The organism is Achromobacter arsenitoxydans SY8, assembly GCF_000236785.1.
Classification (GTDB): Bacteria; Pseudomonadota; Gammaproteobacteria; order Burkholderiales; family Burkholderiaceae_B; genus Achromobacter; species Achromobacter arsenitoxydans.
Window position 1 is genome coordinate 73,606 of record NZ_AGUF01000043.1, and the last position, 23,847, is coordinate 97,452.

26 protein-coding genes are annotated in these 23,847 nt (G+C 66.8%); 16 read left to right on the plus strand and 10 right to left on the minus strand.

The window, feature by feature from the left end; genetic code table 11:
- Window positions 1-92 precede the first annotated feature (92 nt).
- On the plus strand, window positions 93-851 hold the full coding sequence (locus KYC_RS11755; protein ID WP_008162319.1) for an IclR family transcriptional regulator: 759 nt from the start codon (window positions 93-95) through the stop codon (window positions 849-851).
- Between the two features lie 21 nt (window positions 852-872).
- Here the strand turns inward: KYC_RS11755 and KYC_RS11760 are convergent, their stop codons facing one another.
- The gene (locus KYC_RS11760; RefSeq protein ID WP_008162320.1) at window positions 873-1,322 is read right to left on the minus strand and encodes a hypothetical protein; all 450 of its coding nucleotides are present in this window, start codon (window positions 1,320-1,322) and stop codon (window positions 873-875) included.
- A gap of 188 nt (window positions 1,323-1,510) precedes the next feature.
- On the opposite strand from KYC_RS11760, the gene dbpA reads away from it, so the two are divergent.
- The 5 genes from dbpA (at window position 1,511) to KYC_RS11780 (ending at window position 6,195) form a co-directional block, all read left to right on the plus strand.
- On the plus strand, window positions 1,511-2,899 hold the full coding sequence (gene dbpA, locus KYC_RS11765) for an ATP-dependent RNA helicase DbpA (protein ID WP_008162321.1): 1,389 nt from the start codon (window positions 1,511-1,513) through the stop codon (window positions 2,897-2,899).
- A 203-nt stretch (window positions 2,900-3,102) separates the two neighbouring features.
- Window positions 3,103-3,510, plus strand: a complete 408-nt coding sequence (locus tag KYC_RS11770; protein WP_008162323.1) for a DoxX family protein — start codon at window positions 3,103-3,105, stop codon at window positions 3,508-3,510.
- A 303-nt stretch (window positions 3,511-3,813) separates the two neighbouring features.
- The gene (locus KYC_RS29620) at window positions 3,814-3,978 is read left to right on the plus strand and encodes a membrane lipoprotein lipid attachment site-containing protein (RefSeq protein WP_008162326.1); all 165 of its coding nucleotides are present in this window, start codon (window positions 3,814-3,816) and stop codon (window positions 3,976-3,978) included.
- Window positions 3,979-4,005: 27 nt separating this feature from the next.
- Entirely contained in the window at window positions 4,006-5,580 is a 1,575-nt protein-coding gene (locus KYC_RS11775; RefSeq protein WP_008162327.1) for a YXWGXW repeat-containing protein, read from the plus strand.
- Window positions 5,581-5,658: 78 nt separating this feature from the next.
- Window positions 5,659-6,195: a peroxiredoxin gene (locus KYC_RS11780; protein ID WP_008162329.1), complete on the plus strand. Its 537-nt coding sequence runs from the start codon at window positions 5,659-5,661 to the stop codon at window positions 6,193-6,195.
- A 43-nt stretch (window positions 6,196-6,238) separates the two neighbouring features.
- Here KYC_RS11780 and KYC_RS11785 read toward each other — a convergent pair whose 3' ends face one another.
- Entirely contained in the window at window positions 6,239-7,687 is a 1,449-nt protein-coding gene (locus KYC_RS11785) for a CoA transferase (protein WP_008162330.1), read from the minus strand.
- A gap of 314 nt (window positions 7,688-8,001) precedes the next feature.
- Between KYC_RS11785 and phrB the strand changes: the two genes are divergently transcribed.
- The 3 genes from phrB to KYC_RS11800 all read left to right on the plus strand — a co-directional run bounded on the left by phrB (window position 8,002) and on the right by KYC_RS11800 (window position 12,107).
- The gene (gene phrB / locus KYC_RS11790) at window positions 8,002-9,420 is read left to right on the plus strand and encodes a deoxyribodipyrimidine photo-lyase (RefSeq protein ID WP_008162332.1); all 1,419 of its coding nucleotides are present in this window, start codon (window positions 8,002-8,004) and stop codon (window positions 9,418-9,420) included.
- 98 nt (window positions 9,421-9,518) lie between these two features.
- Entirely contained in the window at window positions 9,519-11,234 is a 1,716-nt protein-coding gene (locus tag KYC_RS11795) for a methyl-accepting chemotaxis protein (protein ID WP_008162334.1), read from the plus strand.
- 45 nt (window positions 11,235-11,279) lie between these two features.
- On the plus strand, window positions 11,280-12,107 hold the full coding sequence (locus KYC_RS11800; RefSeq protein ID WP_008162335.1) for a hypothetical protein: 828 nt from the start codon (window positions 11,280-11,282) through the stop codon (window positions 12,105-12,107).
- A 39-nt stretch (window positions 12,108-12,146) separates the two neighbouring features.
- On the opposite strand, the gene KYC_RS11805 is transcribed toward KYC_RS11800, so the two are convergent.
- Complete coding sequence (locus KYC_RS11805; RefSeq protein ID WP_008162336.1) at window positions 12,147-12,479, minus strand: tetratricopeptide repeat protein; 333 nt, start codon at window positions 12,477-12,479, stop codon at window positions 12,147-12,149.
- A gap of 162 nt (window positions 12,480-12,641) precedes the next feature.
- Here KYC_RS11805 and KYC_RS11810 point away from each other — a divergent pair, with 162 nt between their 5' ends.
- Window positions 12,642-13,133: a glutathione peroxidase gene (locus KYC_RS11810; protein WP_008162337.1), complete on the plus strand. Its 492-nt coding sequence runs from the start codon at window positions 12,642-12,644 to the stop codon at window positions 13,131-13,133.
- A gap of 3 nt (window positions 13,134-13,136) precedes the next feature.
- Here the strand turns inward: KYC_RS11810 and KYC_RS11815 are convergent, their stop codons facing one another.
- The gene (locus KYC_RS11815; RefSeq protein ID WP_008162338.1) at window positions 13,137-13,604 is read right to left on the minus strand and encodes an Lrp/AsnC family transcriptional regulator; all 468 of its coding nucleotides are present in this window, start codon (window positions 13,602-13,604) and stop codon (window positions 13,137-13,139) included.
- 123 nt (window positions 13,605-13,727) lie between these two features.
- Between KYC_RS11815 and KYC_RS11820 the strand changes: the two genes are divergently transcribed.
- The 6 genes from KYC_RS11820 (at window position 13,728) to KYC_RS11845 (ending at window position 17,875) form a co-directional block, all read left to right on the plus strand.
- On the plus strand, window positions 13,728-14,633 hold the full coding sequence (locus KYC_RS11820) for a DMT family transporter (RefSeq protein ID WP_008162339.1): 906 nt from the start codon (window positions 13,728-13,730) through the stop codon (window positions 14,631-14,633).
- A 136-nt stretch (window positions 14,634-14,769) separates the two neighbouring features.
- Window positions 14,770-15,471 carry a glutathione binding-like protein gene (locus KYC_RS11825; RefSeq protein WP_008162340.1) on the plus strand — a complete coding sequence of 234 codons (702 nt, stop codon included), beginning with the start codon at window positions 14,770-14,772 and terminating at the stop codon, window positions 15,469-15,471.
- A gap of 17 nt (window positions 15,472-15,488) precedes the next feature.
- Window positions 15,489-15,953 (plus strand): GNAT family N-acetyltransferase, encoded by a 465-nt coding sequence (locus KYC_RS11830; RefSeq protein ID WP_008162343.1) that lies wholly within the window; start codon window positions 15,489-15,491, stop codon window positions 15,951-15,953.
- 23 nt (window positions 15,954-15,976) lie between these two features.
- Window positions 15,977-16,252, plus strand: coding sequence for a lipoate-protein ligase small subunit (locus tag KYC_RS29210; RefSeq protein WP_008162345.1), 276 nt, complete (start codon window positions 15,977-15,979; stop codon window positions 16,250-16,252).
- Complete coding sequence (locus tag KYC_RS11840) at window positions 16,249-17,025, plus strand: lipoate--protein ligase family protein (RefSeq protein WP_008162347.1); 777 nt, start codon at window positions 16,249-16,251, stop codon at window positions 17,023-17,025. The genes KYC_RS29210 and KYC_RS11840 overlap by 4 nt, the downstream gene beginning before the upstream one ends.
- Before the next feature lie 31 nt (window positions 17,026-17,056).
- Window positions 17,057-17,875 (plus strand): RsiV family protein, encoded by an 819-nt coding sequence (locus tag KYC_RS11845; protein ID WP_008162349.1) that lies wholly within the window; start codon window positions 17,057-17,059, stop codon window positions 17,873-17,875.
- Between the two features lie 142 nt (window positions 17,876-18,017).
- On the opposite strand, the gene KYC_RS11850 is transcribed toward KYC_RS11845, so the two are convergent.
- The 6 genes from KYC_RS11850 to KYC_RS11875 all read right to left on the minus strand — a co-directional run bounded on the left by KYC_RS11850 (window position 18,018) and on the right by KYC_RS11875 (window position 23,596).
- Window positions 18,018-19,307 (minus strand): Glu/Leu/Phe/Val family dehydrogenase, encoded by a 1,290-nt coding sequence (locus KYC_RS11850; RefSeq protein ID WP_008162351.1) that lies wholly within the window; start codon window positions 19,305-19,307, stop codon window positions 18,018-18,020.
- 309 nt (window positions 19,308-19,616) lie between these two features.
- A complete protein-coding gene (gene hutG / locus KYC_RS11855; RefSeq protein ID WP_008162353.1) occupies window positions 19,617-20,564 on the minus strand; it encodes a formimidoylglutamase in 948 nt (315 codons plus the stop codon).
- Window positions 20,561-21,349, minus strand: a complete 789-nt coding sequence (locus KYC_RS11860; RefSeq protein ID WP_008162357.1) for an amino acid ABC transporter ATP-binding protein — start codon at window positions 21,347-21,349, stop codon at window positions 20,561-20,563. The genes hutG and KYC_RS11860 overlap by 4 nt, the downstream gene beginning before the upstream one ends.
- Complete coding sequence (locus KYC_RS11865) at window positions 21,346-22,014, minus strand: amino acid ABC transporter permease (protein WP_008162358.1); 669 nt, start codon at window positions 22,012-22,014, stop codon at window positions 21,346-21,348. Before KYC_RS11865 ends, KYC_RS11860 begins: the two co-directional genes overlap by 4 nt.
- Complete coding sequence (locus KYC_RS11870; protein WP_008162359.1) at window positions 22,011-22,754, minus strand: transporter substrate-binding domain-containing protein; 744 nt, start codon at window positions 22,752-22,754, stop codon at window positions 22,011-22,013. The genes KYC_RS11865 and KYC_RS11870 overlap by 4 nt, the downstream gene beginning before the upstream one ends.
- A 101-nt stretch (window positions 22,755-22,855) precedes the next feature.
- Complete coding sequence (locus KYC_RS11875; protein WP_008162360.1) at window positions 22,856-23,596, minus strand: IclR family transcriptional regulator; 741 nt, start codon at window positions 23,594-23,596, stop codon at window positions 22,856-22,858.
- Window positions 23,597-23,847 lie beyond the last annotated feature (251 nt).

Below are 23,847 nucleotides of genomic sequence, written 5' to 3' on the forward strand. Positions count from 1 at the left end.
AAATCTCGGGCTTCCCACCCCTCGCCGTTTCATTTTCTGCAAATTCTGTGCGAGGATGGCCTGCCCTTCGCCGAATCTTCAAATATTGAAAGATGAAAGACGAATCCTCCGCCGCCCTGCGTGCGCTGACGCTGCTGGAACAGGTGGCGCGTTCCGGCCAGCCCGTGTCCCTGGCCGCCCTGACCGAATCGACCGGACTGCCCAAGCCGTCGGTGCTGCGCATCCTGTCGCGCCTGGTCGACGCCGGCATGCTGCTGCGCGAACCTGCCGGCAAAAGCTACGTCAGCGGCCCGCGCCTTTCCGCCCTGGCCCGCGACACGCTGCTGAACTCGCCACTGCGGGGCGAACGTCACCGCATCCTGGACAGCCTGGTCGACGAAATCGGCGAAACCTGCAACTGCACCATGCTCGACGGCGACGAGGTCATCTACCTGGATCGCGTGGAAACCGCCTGGCCGCTGCGCGTCAACCTGACATCAGGGTCGCGCGTGCCGCTGCACTGCTCGGCCAGCGGCAAGCTATTCCTGGCCTACATGCGCCGCGAAACGCGCCAGCGCCTGCTGGCCGCCGCCGCGCTGCCGCGCTACACGCCCAACACGCTCTGCGACGTGCCGGCGCTGGAAGAAGAACTGCGGGAGATCAAAAAGGAAGGCGCCAGCTTCGACCGGGAAGAATTCCTGCTGGGCATTGTCTGCATGGCCGTGCCCATTCTGCACGGGACGCGGGCCATAGCGGCGGTTGCGCTGCACGCGCCGGTGGCGCGGCTTTCGATAGAGGGCGCCCGCGCGTGGCTGCCCAGGATGCAGGAGGCGGCGCGGGCGCTGGCGGGGACGTATGAGCCGCAGGACTAGGCCGTCTGCGGCTCGCGCCGCTCAAACGCCGAGCAGAATCCCAAGACGGCTGTTCCACGTATCGCCGTAGCCTTTTCCGGAAACCGGGATCCTGATCAACGGCCTCTTGAGATCGCTGGTGGAAAAGTCGAAGTGCACATTCTTGAACGAAAGGCCGCCGTTGCCCGAAACCTCGGTCCACTTCAGTTGCCAGCGGCGGATGTAGGCAAAGTCGAGCACTTCGCCCGGATCCTTGGCCCCCGTCACCACGCACAGCTTCTGGGACTCGGGATCAAACGCAATGACAACCTTCTTGTCATTGGCGCTAAGGATCAATTCACTGTCGACGCTGTTTTCGGGAAAGGACGTGCCCAGCCGTTGATTGTGCTCACGGAACTTCGCCAGCAGCGCGTTATGCCGCTTCGTCTGCAGGTGAACTCCCCAGGCGATCAGGGCGACGATTGTTACGACGATAGAGATGAAAGTGAACATGGCGCTAGTTTTTTCCGTTGGAGCATGGAAGCTGTATCGGCGTTAACGGCAGCCCGCGTGCGGAACTTTAGCGCCACGGCGCATTTTCGAGGTCTGCCCAACCCCAACGGAAAGATCCCACCCCAACTCAGGCCTTAAACTATCACCCAATTCAGCCTTTGCCCGATCCCGCCGGGATCCGCCCCACCGTGACCGACACCGCCTTTTCCACTCTGCCCCTCCTTCCCGCCCTGCTCGACAACCTGCAATCCCTGGGTTTCGAACAGATGACCCCGATCCAGGCGCAAGCCCTGCCGCTGATCCTGGAACGCCGCGACGTGATCGCGCAGGCCAAGACCGGCAGCGGCAAGACCGCGGCGTTCGGGCTGGGGGTGCTTCAGAACCTGGACGTGAACCGCCTGGCCCCGCAAGGGCTGGTGGTGTGCCCCACGCGCGAACTGGCCGATCAGGTCGCGCAAGAACTGCGGCGCCTGGCGCGCCTGATTCCCAACGTGAAGATCCTGACGCTGTGCGGCGGTGCGGCGGCGCGGCCGCAGGCCGAATCGCTGGCGCGCGGCACGCATCTGGTGGTGGGCACGCCGGGCCGCATCCAGGACCATCTGGAGCGCGGCAGCCTGGATCTGTCCGGCCTGAACACGCTGGTGCTGGACGAAGCCGACCGCATGGTGGACATGGGCTTTTACGACGACATCGTCGCCATCGCCTCGCACTGCCCGACCAAGCGGCAGACGCTGCTGTTCTCGGCCACCTACCCGGACAACATCCGCAAGCTCAGCGCCCGCTTCCTGCGCAACCCCGCCGAGGTCAAGGTCGAGGCGCAGCACGACGCCAGCCGCATCGAGCAGATCTTTTACGAAATCCGCGACGACGAAAGGCTGGACGCCGTGGCGCGGCTGCTGGCCCACTTCCGCCCGGCGTCCACGCTGGCGTTCTGCAACACCAAGATTCGCAGCCATGACCTGGTCGAGCGCCTGCAGGCCGAAGGAATCAGCGCGCAGGCGCTGAACGGCGACCTGGAACAGCGCGAGCGCGACGAGATCCTGATCCAGTTCGCCAACCAGAGCTGCGCCGTGCTGGTCGCCACCGACGTCGCTGCCCGCGGCCTGGACATCCAGAACCTGGGCGCCGTGATCAATGTGGACGTGACCAAGGACACCGAGGTCCACGTGCACCGCATCGGCCGCAGCGGCCGCGGCGACCAGAAGGGGCTGGCGCTCAGCCTGTGCTCGCCCGAGGAAATGCGCTGGGCCAACCTGATCGAGCAATACCAGGGCTCGCCACTGAAATGGGGCGACCTGAAATCGCTGCGGCCCAAGGCCGACCGTCCGCTGCGGGCGCCCATGATCACCTTGAGCATCCAGGGCGGCAAGAAGGACAAATTGCGCCCCGGCGACCTGCTGGGCGCACTGACCGGCGACGGCGGCCTGACGTTCGAACAGGTCGGCAAGATCAACATCACCGAATTCACGTCCTACGTGGCGCTGGACCGCCAGATCGCCAAGCAGGCGTTTTCGCGCATCTCCAACAGCAATATCAAGGGAAAGCGCTTCCGCATGCGCTTCCTGGAAGAGTTCTGAACGCCTTGCGCCGGGATCGCCGCCCGATGATGACCGCGATCCCGGCGCAAAACTTGGTGGTTTTGCCCGGCCTTTGCCATAATGGCGCCGCCAGCACCTGGGCAGCCCCTCTCGCGGGGGACTGGCCGGACGCGGAACCAAAGGCAAGCGGCGCGCTCCAACCAGCGCACTGTCCCCCTTAACCATCACAAGAGAAACTCACCATGATCAAGTCCGATGACACCGGCAAGCTGATCCTGCGCCTGACCCTCGGTATCCTGATTCTGCTCCACGGCCTGGCCAAACTGACCGGAGGCGGCGTCAGCGGCATCAGCGGCATGTTGTCCTCGCACGGCCTGCCCGGCTTCCTGGCCTACGGCGCCTATGTCGGCGAAATCATCGCTCCCGTTCTTTTGATCATCGGCGTCTACACCCGCCTGGGCGGCCTGCTGATCGCCATCAACATGGTCGTCGCCATCTTCCTGGCGCATAGCGGACAGATCGGCAGCATGACCAACAACGGCGGCTGGGCGCTGGAACTGCAAGGCATGTTCCTGTTCACCGCCCTGGCCATCGCCTTCATGGGCGCGGGCCGTTTCAGCCTGGCCGGCAACGGCGGCCGCTGGAACTGACGACAACGCTTCCGACCCGTCCGCGGGTCGGCATGGCAAGCGGGGCCGCTCTCTGAGCGGCCCCTTTCTTTTGCGCAGACATTGATACGAACGACATTGATACGAACGACATTGATACGAACGACATTGATACGAACGACATTGATACGAACGACATCGACGGTCACGCAGACGCAAACATCCGTCACCCGAAAGCTGTTTCGGAACGATTACAGTCCGGAACGCGCAGCCACTGCTGTGGCCTAATTCCTACGAGCGCAAGAAACGGCGTGTCTCACGCCCGGCGCCCGGCAGGAGCTGCGAATGAAGAAGAGTCTGTTGTTGTTGGTGGCGATGGCAAGCGCCCTGAGCGGGTGCGTGGTGGTTCCGGCGCGGCCGGCCTACTACCGTCCCGCGCCGGTCTACTACACGCCGCATTATTACTACCCGGCCTATCCCGCGCCGCATTACTACTACCGCGCGTATTGATCCGCGAGCCCTGCGCCAAGGAACTCCATGAATCCTTACTTCCAGATCGTCCGATTGCGGCCCTTGGCCACCGCGGCCCTGCTGGCGGCCAGCGCGGCGGCGTACGCACAGACCTATGCGCCGCCGCCCGCGCCCGTCGATGCCGCCTACGACCCCGCCTACGACAGCGGCGACCCCGCCAACGCCAACCTGGCGCTGGTCGACCGCAGCCCCGAGCCGCCGCCCGCCCTGCCCGTCTATGTGCAGCCCCCCGCCCCCGGCGACGGCTACCTGTGGGTGCCCGGCTACTGGAGCCGCAATCACTACGGCTTTTTCTGGGTCCCCGGCGCATGGGTGCTGGCGCCCTATGCGGGCGCCCTCTGGACGCCCGGCTACTGGGGCTATTCGAACGGCGTGTATCTGTGGAACGCGGGCTACTGGGGCCCTCATGTGGGCTTCTACGGCGGCATCAACTATGGCTTCGGGTACACCGGCCTGGGCTACGTCGGCGGCTATTGGAAGCGCGACCGCTTCTACTACAACCGGTCCGTCACGAACGTGAACGTCACGCGCGTCACCAACGTGTACAACCATACCGTCGTGGTCAACAACGTCGACAAGCGGCGGGTCAGCTATCACGGCGGCCCGTCGGGCATCCGGCGCCAGGCCGACCCTCGCGAGCTTGCCGCCCGCAAGGAACGCCATGCCCCGCCGACCGACGTGCAGCGCGGCTATGTGCGCGACGCCGGCAATAACCGCGCGCAGTTCTACGACCACAACAAAGGCCGCCCGCCGCAGGCGTACCTGGACCATCCTGACAACGGCAGGCGTTCCGACTGGCAACGGCCGGGGTCCGACGGCCGCCCGGGCTACAACCGGGACGGTCGGGACAACAATGGTCGGGACAACAACGGCCGCGACAACGGGCGCGACGACGGACGGGACAATCGGCCCGGCGGCGGCAACGACGCGGCTCAGGAACAGCGCCAGCGCGCCCAGTTGGCGCAGCAGGACCGCCAGCAGCAGGTCCGCGACCAGCAGGCCCGCGAACGACTGCAACGCGAGCAGCGCAGCCAGCAGCAGGCGCGCGAACAGCAGGGCCGCGATCAGCAGGCGCGGGAACGCCAGCAAAACGACGCCCAGGCTCAACAGCAAGCCCGCCAGCAACAAGCACGCGACCAGCAGGCGCGCGAACGCCTGCAGCGCGATCAGCAGAACCAACAGGAATTGCGGGACCAGCGGCAGCGGGACCAGCAAGCCCGCCAGCAGCGCGAGCGCGACGACCGCGCACAGCAACAGGCGCGCGACCGCCAGGAGCACGAGCGGCAGGCGCAACAGCAGCAGCAACGCGACCAGCAGGCCCAGCAAGCGCGCCAGCAACAGCAGCAACGCGACCAGCAGGCCCAGCAAGCGCGCCAGCAACAGCAGCAGCAACGCGACCAGCAGGCCCAGCAAGCGCGCCAGCAACAGCAGCAGCAACGCAACCAGCAAGCTCAGCAGGCACGCCAGCAACAGCAGCAGCAACGCGACCAGCAAGCTCAGCAGGCGCGCCAGCAACAGCAGCAGCAACGCGACCAGAACCGCGGCGATGGCAATGGCCGCGGCGGGCCGGGGCGCGACTGAACTGGACCCGCGCCATCCGCGCCGCTACAGTAGGCAACTTGCGCGGCCTTCCCCCGCGCCTCGATTCAGGAGACTCCGATGAAGCGCCTTGCCCCGTGGTTACTGGTATGCGGCCTGATGGCCGGTCCGTCGGCGCAGGCTGCGCTGAACGTAGGCGCCCCCGCGCCGGACTTCAGCGCTCAGGCGTCGCTGGGCGGCAATGTGTTCACCTTCAAGCTGAACGAGGCCCTCAAGCAAGGTCCAGTGGTGCTGTATTTCTTCCCCGCTGCCTTCACACAGGGCTGCACGATCGAAGCCCACAACTTCGCTGAAGCCACGGACGAATACAAGTCGCTGGGCGCCACCGTCATCGGCGTGTCCACCGACAACATCGACACACTCAACAAATTCTCGGTTAGCGAATGCCGCAGCAAATTCGCCGTGGCGGCGGACGGCGACGGCAAGATCATGAAGGCGTATGACGCCGTGCACGACAGGCGCCCCGAATACGCGCAGCGCGTGTCTTACGTGATTTCGCCCGAAGGCAAGATCCTGTATGAATACACGGACATGAGCCCGGAATCGCACGTGGCGAACACGATGCGCGCGCTGCGCGCCTGGAAGGCGAAGCAGTAGGTCCGGCAGCCCCCGGGCAGATAACCCGCGACCGCAGACCAACTCAGTTGAAGGGCCAGACCGTCTGATGGGTGCCGGGCGGGCTGGACGGACGCGTCCAGCGCGCTGGGGTCTCGGAAAACTGCGCGGCGTGGCGCACGGCGACCAATTCGCCGAAGCCCGAGGGCACGGCTTCCATCAGTCCGTCGAATCCGGGCATGGGACAGGCCAGCCCGCCTTCCACCCGTCCCAGCCCGCGCAGCCAATGGGCCGTCTGCGCCAGCGAGACCCGCACGTGCCAGCTGCCGCCCTCGGTCGCCTGGCGCGCCAGCGCCACTTGCGCGCCGAACGCCATCAGATACCCCGACGCGTGGTCCAGGATCTGCATCGGCATCGGCTTGGGCGTTTCCTGCCCGGCGGCCTGCGCCTCCGCGTGGTTGAAGCCCGTTGCCGTCTGCACCAGCGAATCGAAGCCCCGGCGGTTGGCCCACGGGCCGCTGGTGCCGTAGGCGGTCAGCGACACGTAGACGATGCCCGGGCGGATGCGCGCCGCATCCTGCGGGCCGAACCCCAGGGCGGACATCCCGCCGGGACGGTAGCCCTGGACGAAGATGTGCGCGCTGCGCAGCAGATTGCCCAGCGCGATGCGGCCGTCGGCCGTGTCCAGGTCGGCCAGCACGGAAAGCTTGCCCCGGCTGGTGTCGATGATGTTGTCGATATTGGGCAGTTGCGGCGAATTGACCAGCATGACGTCGGCGCCGTAGGCGGCCAGCGCCCGGCCGCACACCGGGCCCGCAATGATGCGCGTCAGGTCCAGCACGCGGATGTCCTTGAGCGGACGCGCGTCCTGCCCATACCTGGGCAAGGGTCTGGGATCGGCCTCGCCGATGCGTTCGATGGTCAGCAGCGGCTGCGCAGCCACGGCCTGGGCCTGTGGATGGCGGTCCCATTCTTCGAAGCTGCGCATGGCGGACACCACCATGCCGGCGTCTGCGGCCACCTGCTCGAAATCCAGGGCCTTCCAGCGGCCCAGCGCGCGCTCCACGGCCTCGCGCGTGGCGCCGTCTCCGGTGGGGCAGCCCAGCAGCGCCAGGGCCCCGTCGCGATGATGGGCGAAATTGGCGTGGATGCGCACCCAGCCCCCGTCGCCGCACCGGTACACGCCGGTGATGGGATCCCAGGGATTGGGCGTGACGCCATTGATCGTGAAATGGCTGCGGCACTCCTGCGCCGCATGCAGCATGTCAATGCTGACCTGCTGCCGCGCGCCGCCGCGCAGATGCCAGACTTCGGCGGCCGCCAGCGCGGCCGCCGCCATGCTGGCCTGCGCCGCCGTTCCCACGGCGAATGACGAAGGAACAACCGGGTCGGCGCCCGTCAGCACCACATGTTCCAGCGATTCGTCGGGCAGGTCGACCGAGCGCCAGAGTTTTTGCAAGACATCCCGGGACGACTTGCCGGAGGGTGTGCGTCCCTTCAGAAAGGACGGGCGAAGGTCCATCAGGTTTCCCATAGCGTTTGTCTACTCTAATCGTTTACTTGCATTACATGGCGGGGTATCCACGGCGTCAATATGCGCGCCGCGCCAGCGTGTTTCATGGTTTGACGGCTAAAAAAGGACGCCTCGCCACCCGAGCGCATGCTCGGCTCTCCCCGTCCCCGCGATCCCGCGCATCGGTTGCGCTGCAACACCCGTCACATCTCCTCGTAGTATTTACATTGTCTTCCATGGGCTGCGCCCCAGTGGCGGCGGCCGGGGCTCGGGATAGAATCCCAGCCTCGCCGGCATGCCGCGCGCGCCGATTCCCCAGCCCAGGAGCCCTCTTCATGAACACACTGCTCTGGCTGCGCACCGACCTGCGCATGCACGACAACGCCGCCCTGGCCGCAGCCGCCGAAGGCGGCACGGTGACCGCCCTGTTCCTGGCGGCGCCCGGCCAATGGCGCCAGCATGGCGACGCGCCCGCCAAGGTGGATTTCTGGCTGCGCAATCTGCGCGAGCTGTCTGCGGACCTGGCGCGCAAGGGCATCCCCCTCAAGCTGCTGACCGTCCACGACTGGCGCGAAGCGCCGGAAGCCATCGCCCGCTTCTGCAGGGCTCACGCGATCACGCAGGTCCACGCCAATGCCGAATGGGCCGTCAACGAGCGCCGCCGCGACGCCGCCGTCGCGGACGCCCTGCAGGCCAGCGGCGTGGACTGGACGCTGCACCACGGGGCGACCCTGCTGCGGCCGGGCACTGTGCTGACCGGCAAGGGCGAATGCTATCGGGTCTATACGCCCTACGCCCGCAGCTGCCGCGAACGGCTGCGCACTGCGCCGATCCGCGCCATCGCCGCGCCGCGCGCCCAGACGCCGCCCGGCTGGGCGGCCGATCCCCTGCCCGACGCCTTCGACGGTTTCGAGGCGCCGGGCGACGCCGTGCGCGCGCTCTGGCCGGCCGGCGAAACCGCCGCCAGCGATCGCCTGGCGGCCTTCGCGGACGACGCCATCGACGCTTACAAGGATGAACGCGACTTCCCCTCGCTGCCCGCCACAAGCTGCCTGTCGCCCTATCTGGCGGCGGGCGTGCTGTCGCCCGGCCAGGCCCTGCGCGCGGCGCTGGCCGCCAACCAGGGCGAACTGGATAGCGGCAAGGCCGGCGCCGCCACCTGGATCAACGAACTGCTGTGGCGCGAGTTCTACCAGCACCTGCTGGCCGCCTATCCGTCCTTGTCCATGCACCAGCCCATGAAGCCGGAAACCGCCGCCGTGCCCTGGCGCGACGCCCCGGACGACCTGGCCGCCTGGCAGCAGGGCAAGACCGGCATTCCCATCGTCGATGCGGCCATGCGCCAGCTGCTGGCCCTGGGCTGGATGCACAACCGGCTGCGCATGGTGACCGCCATGTTCCTGTCCAAGAACCTGCTGATCGACTGGCGGCTGGGCGAAGCCTGGTTCATGTCGCAGCTGGTGGACGGCGACCTGGCGGCCAACAACGGCGGCTGGCAATGGAGCGCCTCCACCGGCGCGGACGCCGTGCCCTACTTCCGCGTCTTCAATCCGCTGTCGCAATCGCGCAGGTTCGACCCGCGTGGCGCCTTCCTGCGCGAATGGCTGCCGGAGCTTGCGCACCTGGACGACAAGGCGATCCACGATCCCAGTCCGATGGAGCGCGCCGCCGCCTGCTATCCGCAGCCGATCGTGGACCTGGCGCAAAGCCGGCTGCGCGCGCTGGAAGCCTTCGGCAATCTGCCCAGCGCCTGAGACCGCCAACCTCCCCCTGCCTTGACCTGCGTCAACGCCGCCGCCCCGCCGGTCCCGGATGATCCCGCTGCCCCCGCCCATCACAGGACGAAAGACGCATGCGCAACAATCAGCCGGTCTATGACAAGGAATACACGCTGCGGGACGAGCAGTACCTGATATCCCGCACCGATGCGCGCGGCCGCATCATCTACGCCAATCCGGCGTTCGTGGAAGTCAGCGGCTTTGCGCTTGAAGAACTGCTGGGCTCTGCCCACAACATCGTGCGCCATCCCGACATGCCGCCGGCCGCGTTCGAAGACCTGTGGCGCACCATACAGCGGGGCCAGTCGTGGACGGGCGTGGTCAAGAACCGTCGCAAGGACGGCGGTTTCTATTGGGTGCTGGCCAACGTCACGCCCATCGAGGAACGGGGCGAAACCGTCTGCTACGCCTCGGTCCGCGTCAAGCCGACGCCGGCGCAAATCGAAGCCGCGGAACACGCCTACGCGCGGCTGCGCGACGGCGCCGCTGGCGGCATCCGGCTCACCGGCGGGCGAGTCCGCCCCACCGGATTGCGGGGCGTGCTGGCGCGCCTGAAGTTCTGGCGCCTGACGGGCGTGCGTTCGCGCATGCTGGCCTGGGCGGTGCTGGCGTCTTCGCTGTTCCTGGGCGCCTCGGGCGTGGCCCTGCACGGCATGGCCGGCCGCCTGGGCGCCGAAGGACTGGCCATCGCGGCCGGCCTGATGGCCGGCGGCGTGATCCTGATCTTCGCGTCGGGCTGGGGCTTTGCGCGATCCATCACGGGCCTGCTGGTCGACGCCACCGACTTCACGCGGCAGATCGCCGCGGGCAACCTCAGCACGCCCCTGCCGGCCGGCGCCATGCGCGACGAAATCGGCGAGCTGAAGTTTTCGCTGGAAGTCATGCGCAAGAGCCTGGTCAGCATCACGCGCGACGTCCATAACGGCGTCGAAAACGCCCTGCAGTCCGCCGCCGACATCGCCGACGGCAACGCCGATCTGTCCGCCCACACCGAGCGCCAGGCCGCGTCGCTGGAGGAAGCCGCGGCCAGCATGGAAGAACTGGCCGCAACCGTGAAGCACAATGCCGCCAACGCCCACGATGCGGACAAGATGGCCTGCCAGGCCAGCGATGTGGCCAAGCATGGCGGCCAGGTGGTGGACGAGGCGGCGCAAGCCATGCAGGGCATCGTGCAAAGCTCGTCGCGCATCGCCGAGGTGGTGGGACTGATAGACGGCATCGCCTTCCAGACCAACATCCTGGCCCTGAACGCGGCCGTGGAAGCGGCCCGCGCCGGAGAGGCCGGCAAGGGTTTCGCGGTGGTGGCGAGCGAGGTGCGCAGCCTGGCGCAAAAAAGCGCCACCGCCGCCCACGAAATCAAGGCGCTGATCGAGACATCCAACGAACGGGTCGACGACGGCGTGCGCCACGTCGAACGGGCCGGCGCCAGCATGCGCGACATCGCCGCGTCGGTGCACCAGGTGACGCGCATCATGAGCGACATCGCCGCAACCTCATCCGAGCAGCATGCAGGCATCGACACCGTCAGCCGCACGATCTCGGAAACCGACAACGCCGCGCAACGCAACGCCGCGCGCGTGGAGCAGGCCGCGCAAGCCGTGCAGACCTTGCGCACGCACGGCGCGCAGCTGCGCCACGCCATCGAGGTATTCCGGGTGTCGGGCGCGCAGACCGCAGCGCGCGCCGTCGCGGCTCCCGCCGAACGATCTGCCGCGTTACGGTCCGTGGTCGCGCTGCCGGGCAGGCGCATGGCGCGGGCCGCGGCACAGGGCCAGGGGGAAATGACGTAGCATGCCGGGTCGCAAATCAGCCACGGCGCCGCCCGCACACACAACATGGACAAGCAGGCCAGGAACATCCTTTTCAAGACCTACTGGAACGCTGGCGGTTGGGTAGACCGGGCGCAGCGCCGCACCGCCCCCGAGGATTTCGAATACGCGAAGTCCAAGGGGCTGATGTTCGACCCCGCCTGCTTCTCGCACGACGACTGCCTGGCGCAGACACTGGCGTTGCGCGACCGCATCCCGGCGTCGCTGCCCGGCCGCGCATTCCTCAGCAGCCTTTCCAGCCGCCGGCTGGACTGGCGTTCGGGCCTGGCCTCGTATCTTGTGGCCCAGGCACTGGCGCCCCATGCCTACATGGCCGCAGTCAGCGGCCAGAGCTACGCCCCCGACGGCAGCGTCGCGCATGTCAGCCATGTCTGCGGCGTGTGCCGCGACGCCGGCGACAGCGTGGTCGCCAAGGAACACTACGCGGACGTCGACCTGAATGTCCTGAACTTCGAACGGATCAAGTGGGGCGGCGTGCGCCACGGTTCGCTGGAATACACGTGGTTCGACCTGCGCGAACTGGCGCGCGCCGAGATCCCGGCGCCCACCGCGCAGGACCTCGCCGTGTTCCGGGAAATCCTGGCGGTCGTTGCGGCCTGCGACGCCAAGGACGGCCCTGGCGCGCTGGAACAGAAGCTCAAGACGGTCCTCGCGTCATCCAAGGCCGAGCGCCAGATGTTGATCGACATCCTGGCCTGCGCGGGCGTGCTGCGGCCGCAGTCGTACGATAGACGGGTGCCCGGCCGCAGCGACTGGCGCTACGCGGGCGCGTGGCGCGGCGAGGACGGCTATTCGGAAGACGCCGTGCAGCGCTGCTTCGGCGGCTATCTGTAGGCGGGCGAGCCCCAGGCCCGCGAGCCGCCCCGCGGTGGCTCAGGCGCCTGCCGCCGCCCCTTTGTCCAGGCGCTTGATGAACACCTGCAGCTCTTTGACGACCTGCTGGTCGCCCCGGGCATGGGCTGCCGCAAGGCCGGATTCCCAGGCGGCGCGCGCGCCGTCCTTGTCGCCCAGCCCCAGGCAAGCCTTGCCCAGCCATTTCCACGCCACCGAATACGCGGGATCGAACGCCAGCGCAGCGCGCAGGTGTGTTTCGGCCTCGCGGTAGCAGGCCTGCTCGGCGTAGGCCTTGCCCAGCGAAAACCGCAACAGCATGTTGTCGGTGCCCTTGGCCAGCATCGCCTCCAGGCGTTCCGTCATTCCTTCCATCTTCTGGCTCCTATCTGCACTGGCGCAACCGTCAATAGCGCATGATAGGACCGGCGCGGCTTCCGGACGGCAAAGCCCCCGCGGCCACTGGGGGCGGCGCTACACTCGCGGGGTCATCCCGCGTGGGCGCGCCGCGTCCAAACGCACACCCCAGGAGCCCGCATGACCACGATCCATGATTTCACCGCCCGCGACATCGACGGCACGGAACAGTCCCTGGCCGCGTATCGCGGCCGCGTGCTGCTGGTGGTGAACGTCGCCTCCAAATGCGGCTTCACGCCGCAGTATGCGGGGCTGGAGAATCTCTACCGCTCGTTCCACGACGACGGCCTGACCGTCCTGGGCTTTCCCTGCGACCAGTTCGGCCACCAAGAGCCGGGCGACGAAGCCGAGATCCGGAATTTCTGCAGCATGCAGTACGACATCACCTTCCCGCTGTTCGCCAAGATCAACGTCAACGGCACCGACGCCCATCCGCTTTACCAATGGCTCAAGGGCGAAAAACCCGGCGTGTTCGGCACCGAAGGCATCAAGTGGAACTTCACCAAATTCCTGGTGGGGCGCGACGGCCAGGTCATCAAGCGCTACGCGCCCACCGACAATCCGGCAAGCATCCGGGACGATATCGCCAAGGCCCTGGCCGCGCCCGCCTGACGCCTAGCGCAGGGGCGGCAGCCGCCGGCGCACCGTATGCGCCTTGACGATGGACGTGTTGGTTTCGGCGAACTCGGTCACGCGGTCCAGAATGCCGTCCAGGTGCGAGATCGACCTGAGCACCATGCGGGCGATGAAGCAGTCGTCGCCCGTCACCTTGTCGCATTCCACGAATTCCGGGATCTCCTGGATCACGCCTTCGACATGGCGCAACTGCCCTGGCAAGGGCCGGATGCGCACGATCGCTTCCAGCCCGTAGCCCAGCGCCGCGGGGTCGACGTCCAGCGTGTAGGCGCGTATCACCCCCGAATCCTCGAGCCGCCGCAGGCGGTCCGCCACGCTGGGTGCGGACATGCCGACCTGCCGGGCCAGGTCGGCCGTGGTGGTGCGCGCATTGACCGACAGCATCTCCACGAGGCGGCGGTCGATGCCGTCCAAAACCGGGCTTTCATTTTTTAGGTCGTTTTGCATAAATTCCACCTAAATAAAGGTTGAATCGTCAAAGAGCCACGGCAACATCATATAAGCAGTTGGAAGCGCCTGGGATAATTTCTCCAACAAACATCGCGGCCTCAGGGCCTGTGGAGAAACATCATGATCCCCTCGACTGAACGCGTCGGCCTCGCGCAAATGGCGGCAGCCATGACCTTGTCGGGAACACTGGGCGTATTCGTGCTGGAATCGGGCCAGAGCGCCTGGAACGTCGTGTTCTTCCGCTGCGTCTTCGGCGCGCTGTCGCTATTTCTGTACTGCTGGGCCCGCGGCCTGCTCAAGCCCGGCCTGTTCACGGCCAGGACGCTGGCCCTGGCGCTGGGCGCGGGCGCGGCCCTGGTGCTGAATTGGGTGCTGCTGTTCTCGGCCTACCGCCTGGCGTCCATTTCGCTAGCTACCGCCGTCTATAACGTGCAGCCCTTCTTTCTGATCGGACTGGGCGTGCTGTTCCTGGGCGAGCGCCCGTCGCGCGGCAAGCTGGCCTGGTCGGTGGTGGCCTTCGCCGGGCTGCTGCTGGTGCTGCGCCTGGGCGACACGAACCTGGCGGGCGGCAGCGCCTATCTGTCCGGGCTGATGCTGGGCCTGGGCGCGGCCGCGCTTTATGGCGTCACGGCCATCATCGTCAAGCGCCTGAAGGGCATTGCTCCCCAGGTGCTGGCCCTGGTGCAGGTGACGCTGGGCGCGGTCATGCTGCTGCCCATGGCCGACTTCAACGCCCTGCCGGCCCAGCCCGCTCAATGGGGCTGCCTGGTTGCGCTGGGCCTCATCCACACATGCCTGATGTACATCCTGATGTACTCGGCGATCCAGAAGCTGCCCACCACGTCTACCGCCGCGCTCAGCTTCATCTATCCCGCCGTCGCCATCCTGCTGGATTTCGTGGTCTACGGCCATCGCATGGACGCCTCGCAGATCGCGGGCGTGGCGCTGATCTTCCTGGCCGCCGCGGCCGTCAGCCTGAACTGGACCTGGCGCATGCCGGGCAGGCCGCGCGCCGGGGCGGCCTGACTGCCCTATAAGCCGGGGCGCGGGGAAACCCGCACCCGGTCCCCGGTTATTCAGGCGTCCGTCCAGCCGGCCCCGCTATCATGGCTTTCCGAACCGCGGGCTCCGGCCCGCGCCGCCATGACGACAGGACATCCTCATGATTGATCTCTATTACTGGACTACCCCCAACGGTCACAAGATCACGCTGTTCCTCGAAGAAGCCGGCCTGCCCTACAAGATCCACCCCGTGAACATCGGCCGGGGCGACCAGTTCAAGCCCGAATTCCTGGCCATCGCGCCCAACAACCGCATCCCCGCCATCGTGGACCAGGCGCCCGCCGACGGCGGCGCGCCGATCCCGCTGTTCGAGTCCGGCGCCATCCTGCTCTACCTGGCCGAAAAGACCGGCCGCTTCCTGCCCGCCGACGTGCGCGGCCGCGCCGAGGTCTCGCAATGGCTCTTCTGGCAGATGGGCGGCCTGGGCCCCATGGCCGGCCAGAACCACCATTTCTCGGGCTACGCGCAGGAACGCATCGCCTACGCCATCGACCGCTACGTCAAGGAAACCAACCGCCTGTACGGCGTGCTGAACAAGCGCCTGGCGGACCGCGAATTCGTAGCGGGCGACTATTCCATCGCGGACATGGCCGCGTACCCGTGGATCGTGCCGCACGCCAAGCAGGGCCAGGACCTGAACGACTTCCCGCACCTGAAGCGCTGGTTCGACGCCATCCGCGCGCGTCCCGCCACGCAGCGGGCCTATGCGCTGGCCGACACCATCAACACCGCGCCGTCCGTCAGCGACGAGGAATCCCGCCGCATCCTGTTCGGCCAGACCGCCCAGAACGTCGCCCGCTGACGCGCAAAGGAAACGCCATGACCGAATCGCAATTGGTTTTCCGCCGCGCACGCCTGGCCGACCTGCCCGCGATCGTGGCGATGCTTGCCGACGATGCGCTGGGCGCGGCCCGCGAGGACGCGTCCGTTCCGCTGAATCCGAGCTACACCGCCGCATTCGGCGCCATCCAGCAAGATCCCAATCAATTCCTGGCCGTGGTTGAGCAAGATGCACAAGTGGTAGGCTGTTTGCAGTTATCGTTCATACCCGGCTTGTCGCGGCTGGGCCTGTGGCGGGGTCAGATCGAAAGCGTGCGCATCGCTTCGTCCTACCGCGGCGCGGGCCTGGGCCGCGCCATGTTCGAGTGGGCCATCGAGCAGTGCCGCGCCCAGGGCTGCGGACTGGTCCAGTTGACCACCGACCGCGCCCGCCCCGACGCGCGCCGGTTCTATGAAAGCCTGGGCTTTACGGCCAGCCACGACGGCATGAAGCTCAACCTGTAATGTCTGATTCTCAAGGAACGCCCATGCATGGCGAATACAAAGTCCCCGGCGGCAAGCTGGTCGTCGCGGATCTGGAAGTGCGGGACGGCCGTTTGGCCGACGTGCGCATCAGCGGCGACTTCTTCCTGGAACCGCCCGAAGCGCTGGAAGCCATCAACCGCGGCTTGAACGGCATGCCCGCCGACGCCGGCGAACTGGAACTGGCGGTGGCCGTGCAGTCCGCGTTGCCGGCCGATGCCGAAATGTTCGGCTTCTCGGCCGAAGCCGTGGCCGTGGTGCTGCGGAGGGCGCTTGCATGACCCGCACCGACTGGAACGACTACGACTGGCAATTGATCCATGAAGGCCCGCAGCCGCCCGCGCTGCACATGGCGCTGGACGCCGTCATCACCGATGAAGTCGGCGCCGGCCAGCGTCCGCCCACGCTGCGCATCTGGGAGTGGTCCGCGCCCGCCGTCGTAATCGGCCGCTTCCAATCCCTGAAGAACGAGGTCGATCCCGAGGGCGCCCGGCGCCACGGCATCGAAGTCGTGCGCCGCGTCAGCGGCGGCGGCGCGATGTTCATCGAACCCGGCAACTCCATCACCTATTCGCTCAGCGCGCCGCAGGCCCTGGTCCATGGCATGAGCTTCCAGGAGTCCTATGCGTTCCTGGACGCCTGGGTGCTGACCGCCCTGCAGGGCCTGGGCATCAAGGCCTGGTACCAGCCGCTGAACGACATCGCCTCGGACATCGGCAAGATCGGCGGCGCCGCCCAGGCCCGCCGCGCCGGCGCCGTGCTGCACCACGTCACCATGTCCTACGACATCGACGCCGATAAAATGGTCGAGGTCTTGCGCATCGGGCGCGAGAAGCTGTCCGACAAGGGCACCACCAGCGCCAAGAAGCGGGTCGATCCGCTGCGCACCCAGACCGGGCTGGCGCGCGAGGTCATCATCGACCGCATGGTGGAAACTTTTGCCGGCCTGCATCGTCTGACTCCGGGTCAAGTGGGCAACGAAACGCTGGCTCGCGCACAAGCGCAGGCCGACGAAAAGTTCTCCACCGCGGAATGGACGGGTGTCGTGCCCTGAAGACGGCGCCCTGGTTTTTGGAGGTAATTCAATGCGTCGCACATTCACGCCGCAAGGCGCGATAGGCGGTTTGATCCTGGGCGCCGCCCTTTTGGCGCTGGCCGGCTGCGGCAGCACGCCGCCGTCGAACATCACGTTGGCGTCGCAGGACGCTCAGTCGTCCGCCACGCCGGAAAAAGTAGGCGACCTGTCGACTGAACGCATCAAGTGGGCCTCCAGCAAGCCGGGCTGCGACGGCGACTGCCCGCGCATCGAAATCGACAGCGTGGCCTTTCCGGGCATCCCCAAGCTGACGGCGCTGGTGGACCACGTGCTGGCCTACATGACGGGCACCGATGCCAACCGCCGCGGCCCCTACGACACCTTGTCGGAATACACGCAGTATTTCTGGTCCACGGCGCGCCCCCGCGACGCCACCTATTTCAAGGCCAGCGTGAAGGACAGCGTCGGCGACATCGTTTCCATCGAACTGCACACAGAGCAATTCCTGACCGGCGCCGCGCACGGCATACCGGCCACGCAGTACCTGAACTGGGAGCGCAGCCGCGGCCGCGTCATGAGCCTGGACGAAGCGCTGATCCCCGGCCGCCGCGCCGAATACGTGGCCGCCCTCAAGAGCGCACACACGAAATGGCTGGCGGGCAACCCGGACGCCAAGCGCGACCCCGCGTCGTACAACAAGATGTGGCCTTTCCAGGAAAGCGACAACTTCGCGCTGACGCGTGACGGCATCGTCGTCAAATACGACGCCTATTCGATCGCGCCGTATTCGCACGGAGAACCCGAACTGGCGATTCCCTACGGGGATCTGCGGGGCATCCTGAAGCCGGAGCTGCTGCCGGCGTCGTAAAGCCTCGCCGGCCGCGCCTCGCCGGCCGCATTTTGCTTGCTCGGACGCACAAATAGGAATCGCCCCTTTCGGGGCGATTCCTTTTTTTTGTCTCACTCGCCTCCTCGGCAATGCGCCGGACGGCGCATTGCCGATTCAGTCTTTACGGGTACAGGCCGCGCACCTGGCGCGCCTGCAGGATGCGCGTGCAAGCCACGATGAACGCCGCGGTGCGCAGCGTCACCTTGTGTTCGCGGGCCACCTGGGCCACCGACGCGTAGGCTTCGCGCATGAGGCGCTCAAGGCGCTGGTTGATTTCGTCTTCGCTCCAGAAGAAGCTGGAGAAGTCCTGCACCCATTCGAAGTAGCTGACCGTCACGCCGCCGGCGTTAGCCAGCACGTCGGGCACGACGTAGACGCCGTTTTCGGCCAGGATGTCATCCGCTTCCGGCGTGGTCGGGCCGTTGGCGCCTTCGACCACGATCTTCGCGCGCACCTTGGCGGCGTTGTCGAGCGTGATCTGGCTTTCCAGGGCCGCCGGGATCAGGAATTCCGTTTCGAGCGTCCAGAATTCGTTCTTGTCCAGCGCCTGGCCGCCCGAGAAGCCGCCCACGCCGCCGGTCTGCGACACGTGCGACAGCAGCTTGTGCACGTCCAGACCCGCGGGATTGTGCACGGTGCCGGTGTGGTCCTGCGCGGCGATGACCTTGGCGCCGGCTTCGTGGAACAGGCGGGCGGCCGTGCCGCCCACGTTGCCGAAGCCCTGCACGACGACACGCGCCTTGGACACATCAATGTTCTGGTCGCGCGCGGCTTCGCATGCCACGACGAACACGCCGCGGCCGGTGGCCTCGACGCGGCCCAGGCTGCCGCCCAGCGCGATCGGCTTGCCGGTCACCACGCCGGTGGCGGTGGCGCCTTCGTTCATGGAGTACGTGTCCATCATCCAGGCCATGGTCTGGGCGTTGGTGTTCACGTCAGGCGCGGGGATGTCCTTGGACGGTCCGATGATGACGCCGATTTCGCTGGTGTAGCGGCGCGTCATGCGCTCGAGTTCGGAAGCGGAGAGCTTGCGCGGATCGACGCGGATGCCGCCCTTGGCGCCGCCGTACGGCAGGTTGACCGCGGCGTTCTTGACCGACATCCAGGCGGCCAGCGCCATGACTTCGGACAGCGTGACGTCCTGGTGGAAGCGCACCCCGCCCTTGCCCGGGCCGCGCGACACGTTGTGCTGCACGCGATAGCCCTCAAAGTGGGCAATGGTGCCGTTGTCCAGTTCGATCGGCACGTCGACGATCAGCGAGCGCTTCGGACGCTTCAGCGTCTCGACCCACCGGCTCAGGGAACCGAGGTACGGTGTGACCCGGTCAACTTGTTGCAGGTAATTACCCCAGGGGCCGAGGTCCTCGGCATTCAGATAAGACGGCAAGGCATGGGTGGGAGTTTGAGACATGAGCAGGCTCTCCTGACAAAGTTGCGCCATTTTATCCATGAAAGTCATAGTGTCCCTATTTAAAGTTTAAATATTTTAAATGGGGACGCATAGATGTTGCGGATACCGAACGGGTCGCAGACCGGCCCTGAAGGCCCTTCTATCCTAAGTCTCCCTTCTTCATGCGTCCACCCTTCCTACGAAGCCGCCCGACGCTTGCCCGTCAGCGGGTGTCAGACACCGTCCAACCAGCCTCCCCCCAGAAAAACAAAAAAGGGCGGCTTCCGAAGAAATCCGCCCTAGCCGTCACGAACGACCAGCCGCCAGCCGTCAGGGCGACATCAGTTGCCACGCCAGGCGCGCCGCCGCGCGCGCGCCATGGCCGTCGATATCCAACCCGGGGTTGAATTCCGCCATGTCGGCCAGCCTCAGCTTGCCGCTGGCCTTGACCCGCAACACGATTTCCTCGATGACCGCCATCGGCACCCCATACGGCGCGGGCGCGGACACGCCTGGCATCACCGCCGCCGGCAGCACATCCAGGTCGATCGTCAGGTATACGTGCCGCGCCCGGGCCAGCAAGGCGTCGACATTCGCCAGCCGCGCCTCAAGGTGGCGCTCCTGCATGTCGCGGTCCTCTACCCAGACAGCGCCGACTTCCGCCGCGCGCGCATACAGCGCCGGCGTATTGGCCAGCCGCGACACGCCCAGGCAGGCGTACTGCAACGCCTGTCCGCGCGCTTCGCAATCGCGGGCGATCTGGTCGAACGGCGTGCCCGAACTGCCCGGGCGCCCGGTGCGCAGGTCGAAATGCGCGTCCAGGTTCAGCACCAGCACGGGACCGGCATCGCCGCGCGCCTCCAGCCAGCGCCGCAGGCCCTGGAAGCTGCCCCAGGCAATCTCGTGGCCGCCGCCCAGCACCACCGGCCGCGCGCCCTGCTCCATCAGCCCGGCCAGGCGCACGCCCAGCCGTTCCTGGGCGTCTTCCAGTTCGTCGCCCTTGCAGGCCACGTCGCCCGCGTCCAGCAAGCGCGTCAAGCTATGCGCGGGCAGGCCCGCCATGAACTTGCGGATGCCCGCGGGGCCGGCGGCCGCGCCAGCGCGGCCCTGGTTGCGCACGACGCCCGCGTCGCAGGCAAAGCCCAGCAGCACGGCTTCGCCCCGCTTCGCCTGCCCGGACTCCGGTTCGACGATGTGCGCCAGCCGGCGCGTGTCGCCTTGCTCGGCGCTGTCGTCGCGCGCCTTCCAGAGGCTCATATCCAGTTGCGCCACGCTCATGCCGCCGCTCCCGGACCGGCGCTCAGCACGGCCTGCAGGAATTCGCGGGTGCGGGCCTCGCGCGGGGCGCTGAAAATGACCTCGGGCGGGCCGGATTCCAGGATGACGCCGCCATCCATCACGGCCACCACGTCCGCCACGTCGCGGGCAAAGCCCATTTCGTGCGTCACCACCATCATGGTCATGCCCTCGCGGGCCAGCAGCTTCATGACCTGCAGCACCTCGCCCACCAGCTCCGGATCCAGGGCCGAGGTCGGCTCGTCGAACAGCATGACCTGCGGCTGCATGGCCAGCGCGCGCGCAATGGCGACGCGCTGTTTCTGCCCGCCCGACAGGCTGGCCGGCATGGCCGACATCTTCTGGGACAGGCCGACCTTGTTCAGCAGATCTGCAGCCAGGGCATTGGCTTGCTCGCGGCCCATGCCGCGCAGCTTGCGCGGGCCGACCGTCACGTTGTCCAGCACCGACAGGTGCGGGAACAGGTTAAAGCCCTGGAACACCATGCCCACCTGCATGCGCAGCTGGTTCAGTTCGGCCTCGGGCAGCATTTCGCCATGGTCCTGCAGCGTCTGGCCGCAGATTTCCACGGTGCCGCCCTGCGCCACTTCCAGGCCATTGCAGCAGCGCAGCAAGGTGCTCTTGCCCGAGCCGCTGGGCCCGATGACCACCACCACCTGCGACGGCAGCACATCGAAGTCGATGCCGCGCAGGACGGCGTGGTCGCCGTAGGACTTGTGCAGGCCGCGGATGCGGATCATTTCCTGCGGTTCGTTTGCGTGGCTCATTGCACCATTCCTCCGGCGCGCAGGTGCTGTTCCACCTTGCGCAAAATCACCATGGCGACCGTGGTCAGGACCAGATAGATCAGCGCCACCACCAGGTAGGTTTCCAGCGAGCGGTACGACACGCTGATGATCTTCTGCCCTTCGTGCATCAGATCGTGAATGGTCAGGAGCGACACCAGCGCGGAGTTCTTGATCAGCGCGATGAACTCGTTGCCCAGCGGCGGGATCATGCGCACCACCGCCTGCGGCAGGATGATGATGCGCATGGCCTGGCCGGAGGACATGCCCAGCGAACGGGCCGCTTCCGTCTGGCCGCGGTCCACCGACTGGATCGCGCCCCGCACGATTTCCGACACGTAAGCCCCCGAATACATGCCCAGGCCGAGCACACCGCAGGCAAAGGCCGGCAGCGTCACCCCGAACTGCGGCAAGCCGAAGAACCAGATGAACAGCTGCACCAGCAGCGGCGTGCCGCGGAAGAACAGCAGGTACGTGCTGCACAGGTGATAAATGACGCGGCGTTGCGGGTTCAGCCGGCCGACGCCGACCAGCAGGCCCATCACGCAGCCCAGCAGCAAGGCGCCGGCGGTCACCTCGATGGTGACCGCCGCGCCCCGCAGCAGCGCGTCGAAATCGGCGAAGACGGGAGAGAAATCCAGGTTCATTTCGCGGGCGCCTCGAACCACTTGTTCACGATGGCCTGGTAGCTGCCGTCAGCCTTGAGCTTTTGCAGCGCGGCGTTCAAGTCGCGCGTGAGTTCGGGCTTGTTCTTCGGCACGGCAATGCCGTAGTCCTCGGTCGTCACCTGTTCGTTCAGCACGGTCAGGCCCGTGGTGTTCTGGGCGAACAGCTTGGCGGCGGGCTTGCCGGTCACGGCGGCGTCGGCGCGGCCAATCTGCACCAGGTTGAACATTTCCTGGTTCTTCTCGACTTCAACGCGCTGCACCTTCGGGAAATGTTCCTTCAGGTAATTGACCGACTTGGTGCCGACCTGCACGGACACCTTGCGGCTGTCCAGGTCCTTCAGCGTCTTGATGGGGCCGTCGGCCTTGGTCAGCACCACCAGCCCGCCCGCATAGTACGGATCGGTGAAGTCGACGACCTTGCTGCGCTCGGGCGTGATGTAGATGGCGGAAACCGCGATGTCTGCGCGGCCGGCCTGCAATGCGGGAATCAGGCCCTTGAAGTCGATGTCGATCCATTCGACCTTCTTGCCCATCGCGCCGGCCAGCGCTTCAACCAGTTCAATGTCGAATCCGGTGCGCTTGCCGTCTTTGACGAACTCCATCGGCGGGAAGGTGGCGTCGGTGACGGCGCGGATTGTTTCCTGGGCATGCGCGGGGCCGGCGGCCCAGGCAAGGCCAAGGGTCAGGGCGGCGGTCAGCAGTGTGCGGCGAGTGGTCATGGCGGTTCCTGTGGATGTGGGTAGGTACGGCTATCGTTGCGGCTTGGGACTGGCTAAGGGGTGCAGCGTGTAATCCGGTGTGGCTCTAGGTGATCAGGCAATCAGGCGGCCTTCAATCGGTCCGAAATGCGGCGGGCGGCGGCCACGGTCATGTCGATCAGCGCGTCCGGGCGCTGCGCGGCCCGCGTGGACGGCGCCATCAGGGTGATCGAGGCAACGGCCTGGTTGGCGCGTTGGAAGATCGGAACGCTGACCCCCCAGACGCCGGCATCGACCTCGCTGTCGGTCACGGCATAGCCCTGCTGGCGAATGGCGTCCAGCTCGCCGGCAAGCCGGCCCGCGTCCACGCCCGCCTCGGCGGCCAGGTAGGCCAGCGCGGCCTGCAGGCGGGCATGCGGCATGAACGCCAGCAGCGACTTGGCCGAGGCCCCGCGGGCCAACGGCAGCCCGCGGCCCTTGGTGAACGAACAGCGCAGCGGATGCTGGCTTTCCACCATGTCCAGGCAGACGGCCTGGTCCTTGACGGCCACCAGCAGGCCGATGGTTTCACCGGACGCCGCCGCCAGCGTCGCCATGTCCGGCTGCGCTTCATGGATCAAGAAAGAAGACTGGTCGAAGCCCCAGGCCAGTTGCACGCACAGCGGCCCCGGCCCATATTCGCCCTCGTGTTCGGCGACGAAACCCCAACGCTTGAGCAGCGCGATCTGGCGGTACAGCGTGCTTTGCGCCAGGCCGGTCTTCTCGGCCAGGGCGGCGATGCTGAGCGGGCCGTCGTGCCGGGCCAGGGTGGCCAGCACATACAGGACGCGATCCGCGCCGGCCCCTACGGACGTATCCGACATAAGCATTCATCTCCCAGCAATATGACGGCGAGATTATCAACTTATGGTTTTACTCAACCGAATTTTTCCCGTTTATTGAGAATCGCAAGGGAAAACCCCAAAACGCGGGCACAAAAAACCCGCCAAAGGCGGGTTGCCAGAGGCGGGCTTTTCGGTGCGGCCGGAGCAAGCCCCGGCCGGCGCGCGTCAGGGCGCGGCGGGCTTTCCGTAGTCCGACAGTCCCACGCCGGAAACGCCCTGCACGCCGGATT

Excerpts from the sequence above, each read along its gene's own strand:
- hutG (WP_008162353.1), bottom strand. The coding sequence starts at position 20,564 with ATGAGCGTGGCGCAACTGGATATGAGCCTCTGGAAGGCGCGCGACGAC.
- KYC_RS11850 (WP_008162351.1), bottom strand. The coding sequence starts at position 19,307 with ATGTCTCAAACTCCCACCCATGCCTTGCCGTCTTATCTGAATGCCGAG.
- KYC_RS11860 (WP_008162357.1), bottom strand. The coding sequence starts at position 21,349 with ATGAGCCACGCAAACGAACCGCAGGAAATGATCCGCATCCGCGGCCTG.
- KYC_RS11825 (WP_008162340.1), top strand. The coding sequence starts at position 14,770 with ATGATTGATCTCTATTACTGGACTACCCCCAACGGTCACAAGATCACG.
- KYC_RS11760 (WP_008162320.1), bottom strand. The coding sequence starts at position 1,322 with ATGTTCACTTTCATCTCTATCGTCGTAACAATCGTCGCCCTGATCGCC.
- KYC_RS11785 (WP_008162330.1), bottom strand. The coding sequence starts at position 7,687 with ATGGGAAACCTGATGGACCTTCGCCCGTCCTTTCTGAAGGGACGCACA.
- phrB (WP_008162332.1), top strand. The coding sequence starts at position 8,002 with ATGAACACACTGCTCTGGCTGCGCACCGACCTGCGCATGCACGACAAC.
- KYC_RS11820 (WP_008162339.1), top strand. The coding sequence starts at position 13,728 with ATGATCCCCTCGACTGAACGCGTCGGCCTCGCGCAAATGGCGGCAGCC.
- KYC_RS11815 (WP_008162338.1), bottom strand. The coding sequence starts at position 13,604 with ATGCAAAACGACCTAAAAAATGAAAGCCCGGTTTTGGACGGCATCGAC.
- KYC_RS11830 (WP_008162343.1), top strand. The coding sequence starts at position 15,489 with ATGACCGAATCGCAATTGGTTTTCCGCCGCGCACGCCTGGCCGACCTG.
- KYC_RS11840 (WP_008162347.1), top strand. The coding sequence starts at position 16,249 with ATGACCCGCACCGACTGGAACGACTACGACTGGCAATTGATCCATGAA.
- KYC_RS29210 (WP_008162345.1), top strand. The coding sequence starts at position 15,977 with ATGCATGGCGAATACAAAGTCCCCGGCGGCAAGCTGGTCGTCGCGGAT.
- KYC_RS29620 (WP_008162326.1), top strand. The coding sequence starts at position 3,814 with ATGAAGAAGAGTCTGTTGTTGTTGGTGGCGATGGCAAGCGCCCTGAGC.
- KYC_RS11795 (WP_008162334.1), top strand. The coding sequence starts at position 9,519 with ATGCGCAACAATCAGCCGGTCTATGACAAGGAATACACGCTGCGGGAC.
- KYC_RS11810 (WP_008162337.1), top strand. The coding sequence starts at position 12,642 with ATGACCACGATCCATGATTTCACCGCCCGCGACATCGACGGCACGGAA.
- KYC_RS11755 (WP_008162319.1), top strand. The coding sequence starts at position 93 with ATGAAAGACGAATCCTCCGCCGCCCTGCGTGCGCTGACGCTGCTGGAA.
- KYC_RS11875 (WP_008162360.1), bottom strand. The coding sequence starts at position 23,596 with ATGTCGGATACGTCCGTAGGGGCCGGCGCGGATCGCGTCCTGTATGTG.
- KYC_RS11775 (WP_008162327.1), top strand. The coding sequence starts at position 4,006 with ATGAATCCTTACTTCCAGATCGTCCGATTGCGGCCCTTGGCCACCGCG.
- KYC_RS11865 (WP_008162358.1), bottom strand. The coding sequence starts at position 22,014 with ATGAACCTGGATTTCTCTCCCGTCTTCGCCGATTTCGACGCGCTGCTG.
- KYC_RS11805 (WP_008162336.1), bottom strand. The coding sequence starts at position 12,479 with ATGGAAGGAATGACGGAACGCCTGGAGGCGATGCTGGCCAAGGGCACC.
- KYC_RS11770 (WP_008162323.1), top strand. The coding sequence starts at position 3,103 with ATGATCAAGTCCGATGACACCGGCAAGCTGATCCTGCGCCTGACCCTC.
- KYC_RS11870 (WP_008162359.1), bottom strand. The coding sequence starts at position 22,754 with ATGACCACTCGCCGCACACTGCTGACCGCCGCCCTGACCCTTGGCCTT.
- KYC_RS11780 (WP_008162329.1), top strand. The coding sequence starts at position 5,659 with ATGAAGCGCCTTGCCCCGTGGTTACTGGTATGCGGCCTGATGGCCGGT.
- KYC_RS11845 (WP_008162349.1), top strand. The coding sequence starts at position 17,057 with ATGCGTCGCACATTCACGCCGCAAGGCGCGATAGGCGGTTTGATCCTG.
- KYC_RS11800 (WP_008162335.1), top strand. The coding sequence starts at position 11,280 with ATGGACAAGCAGGCCAGGAACATCCTTTTCAAGACCTACTGGAACGCT.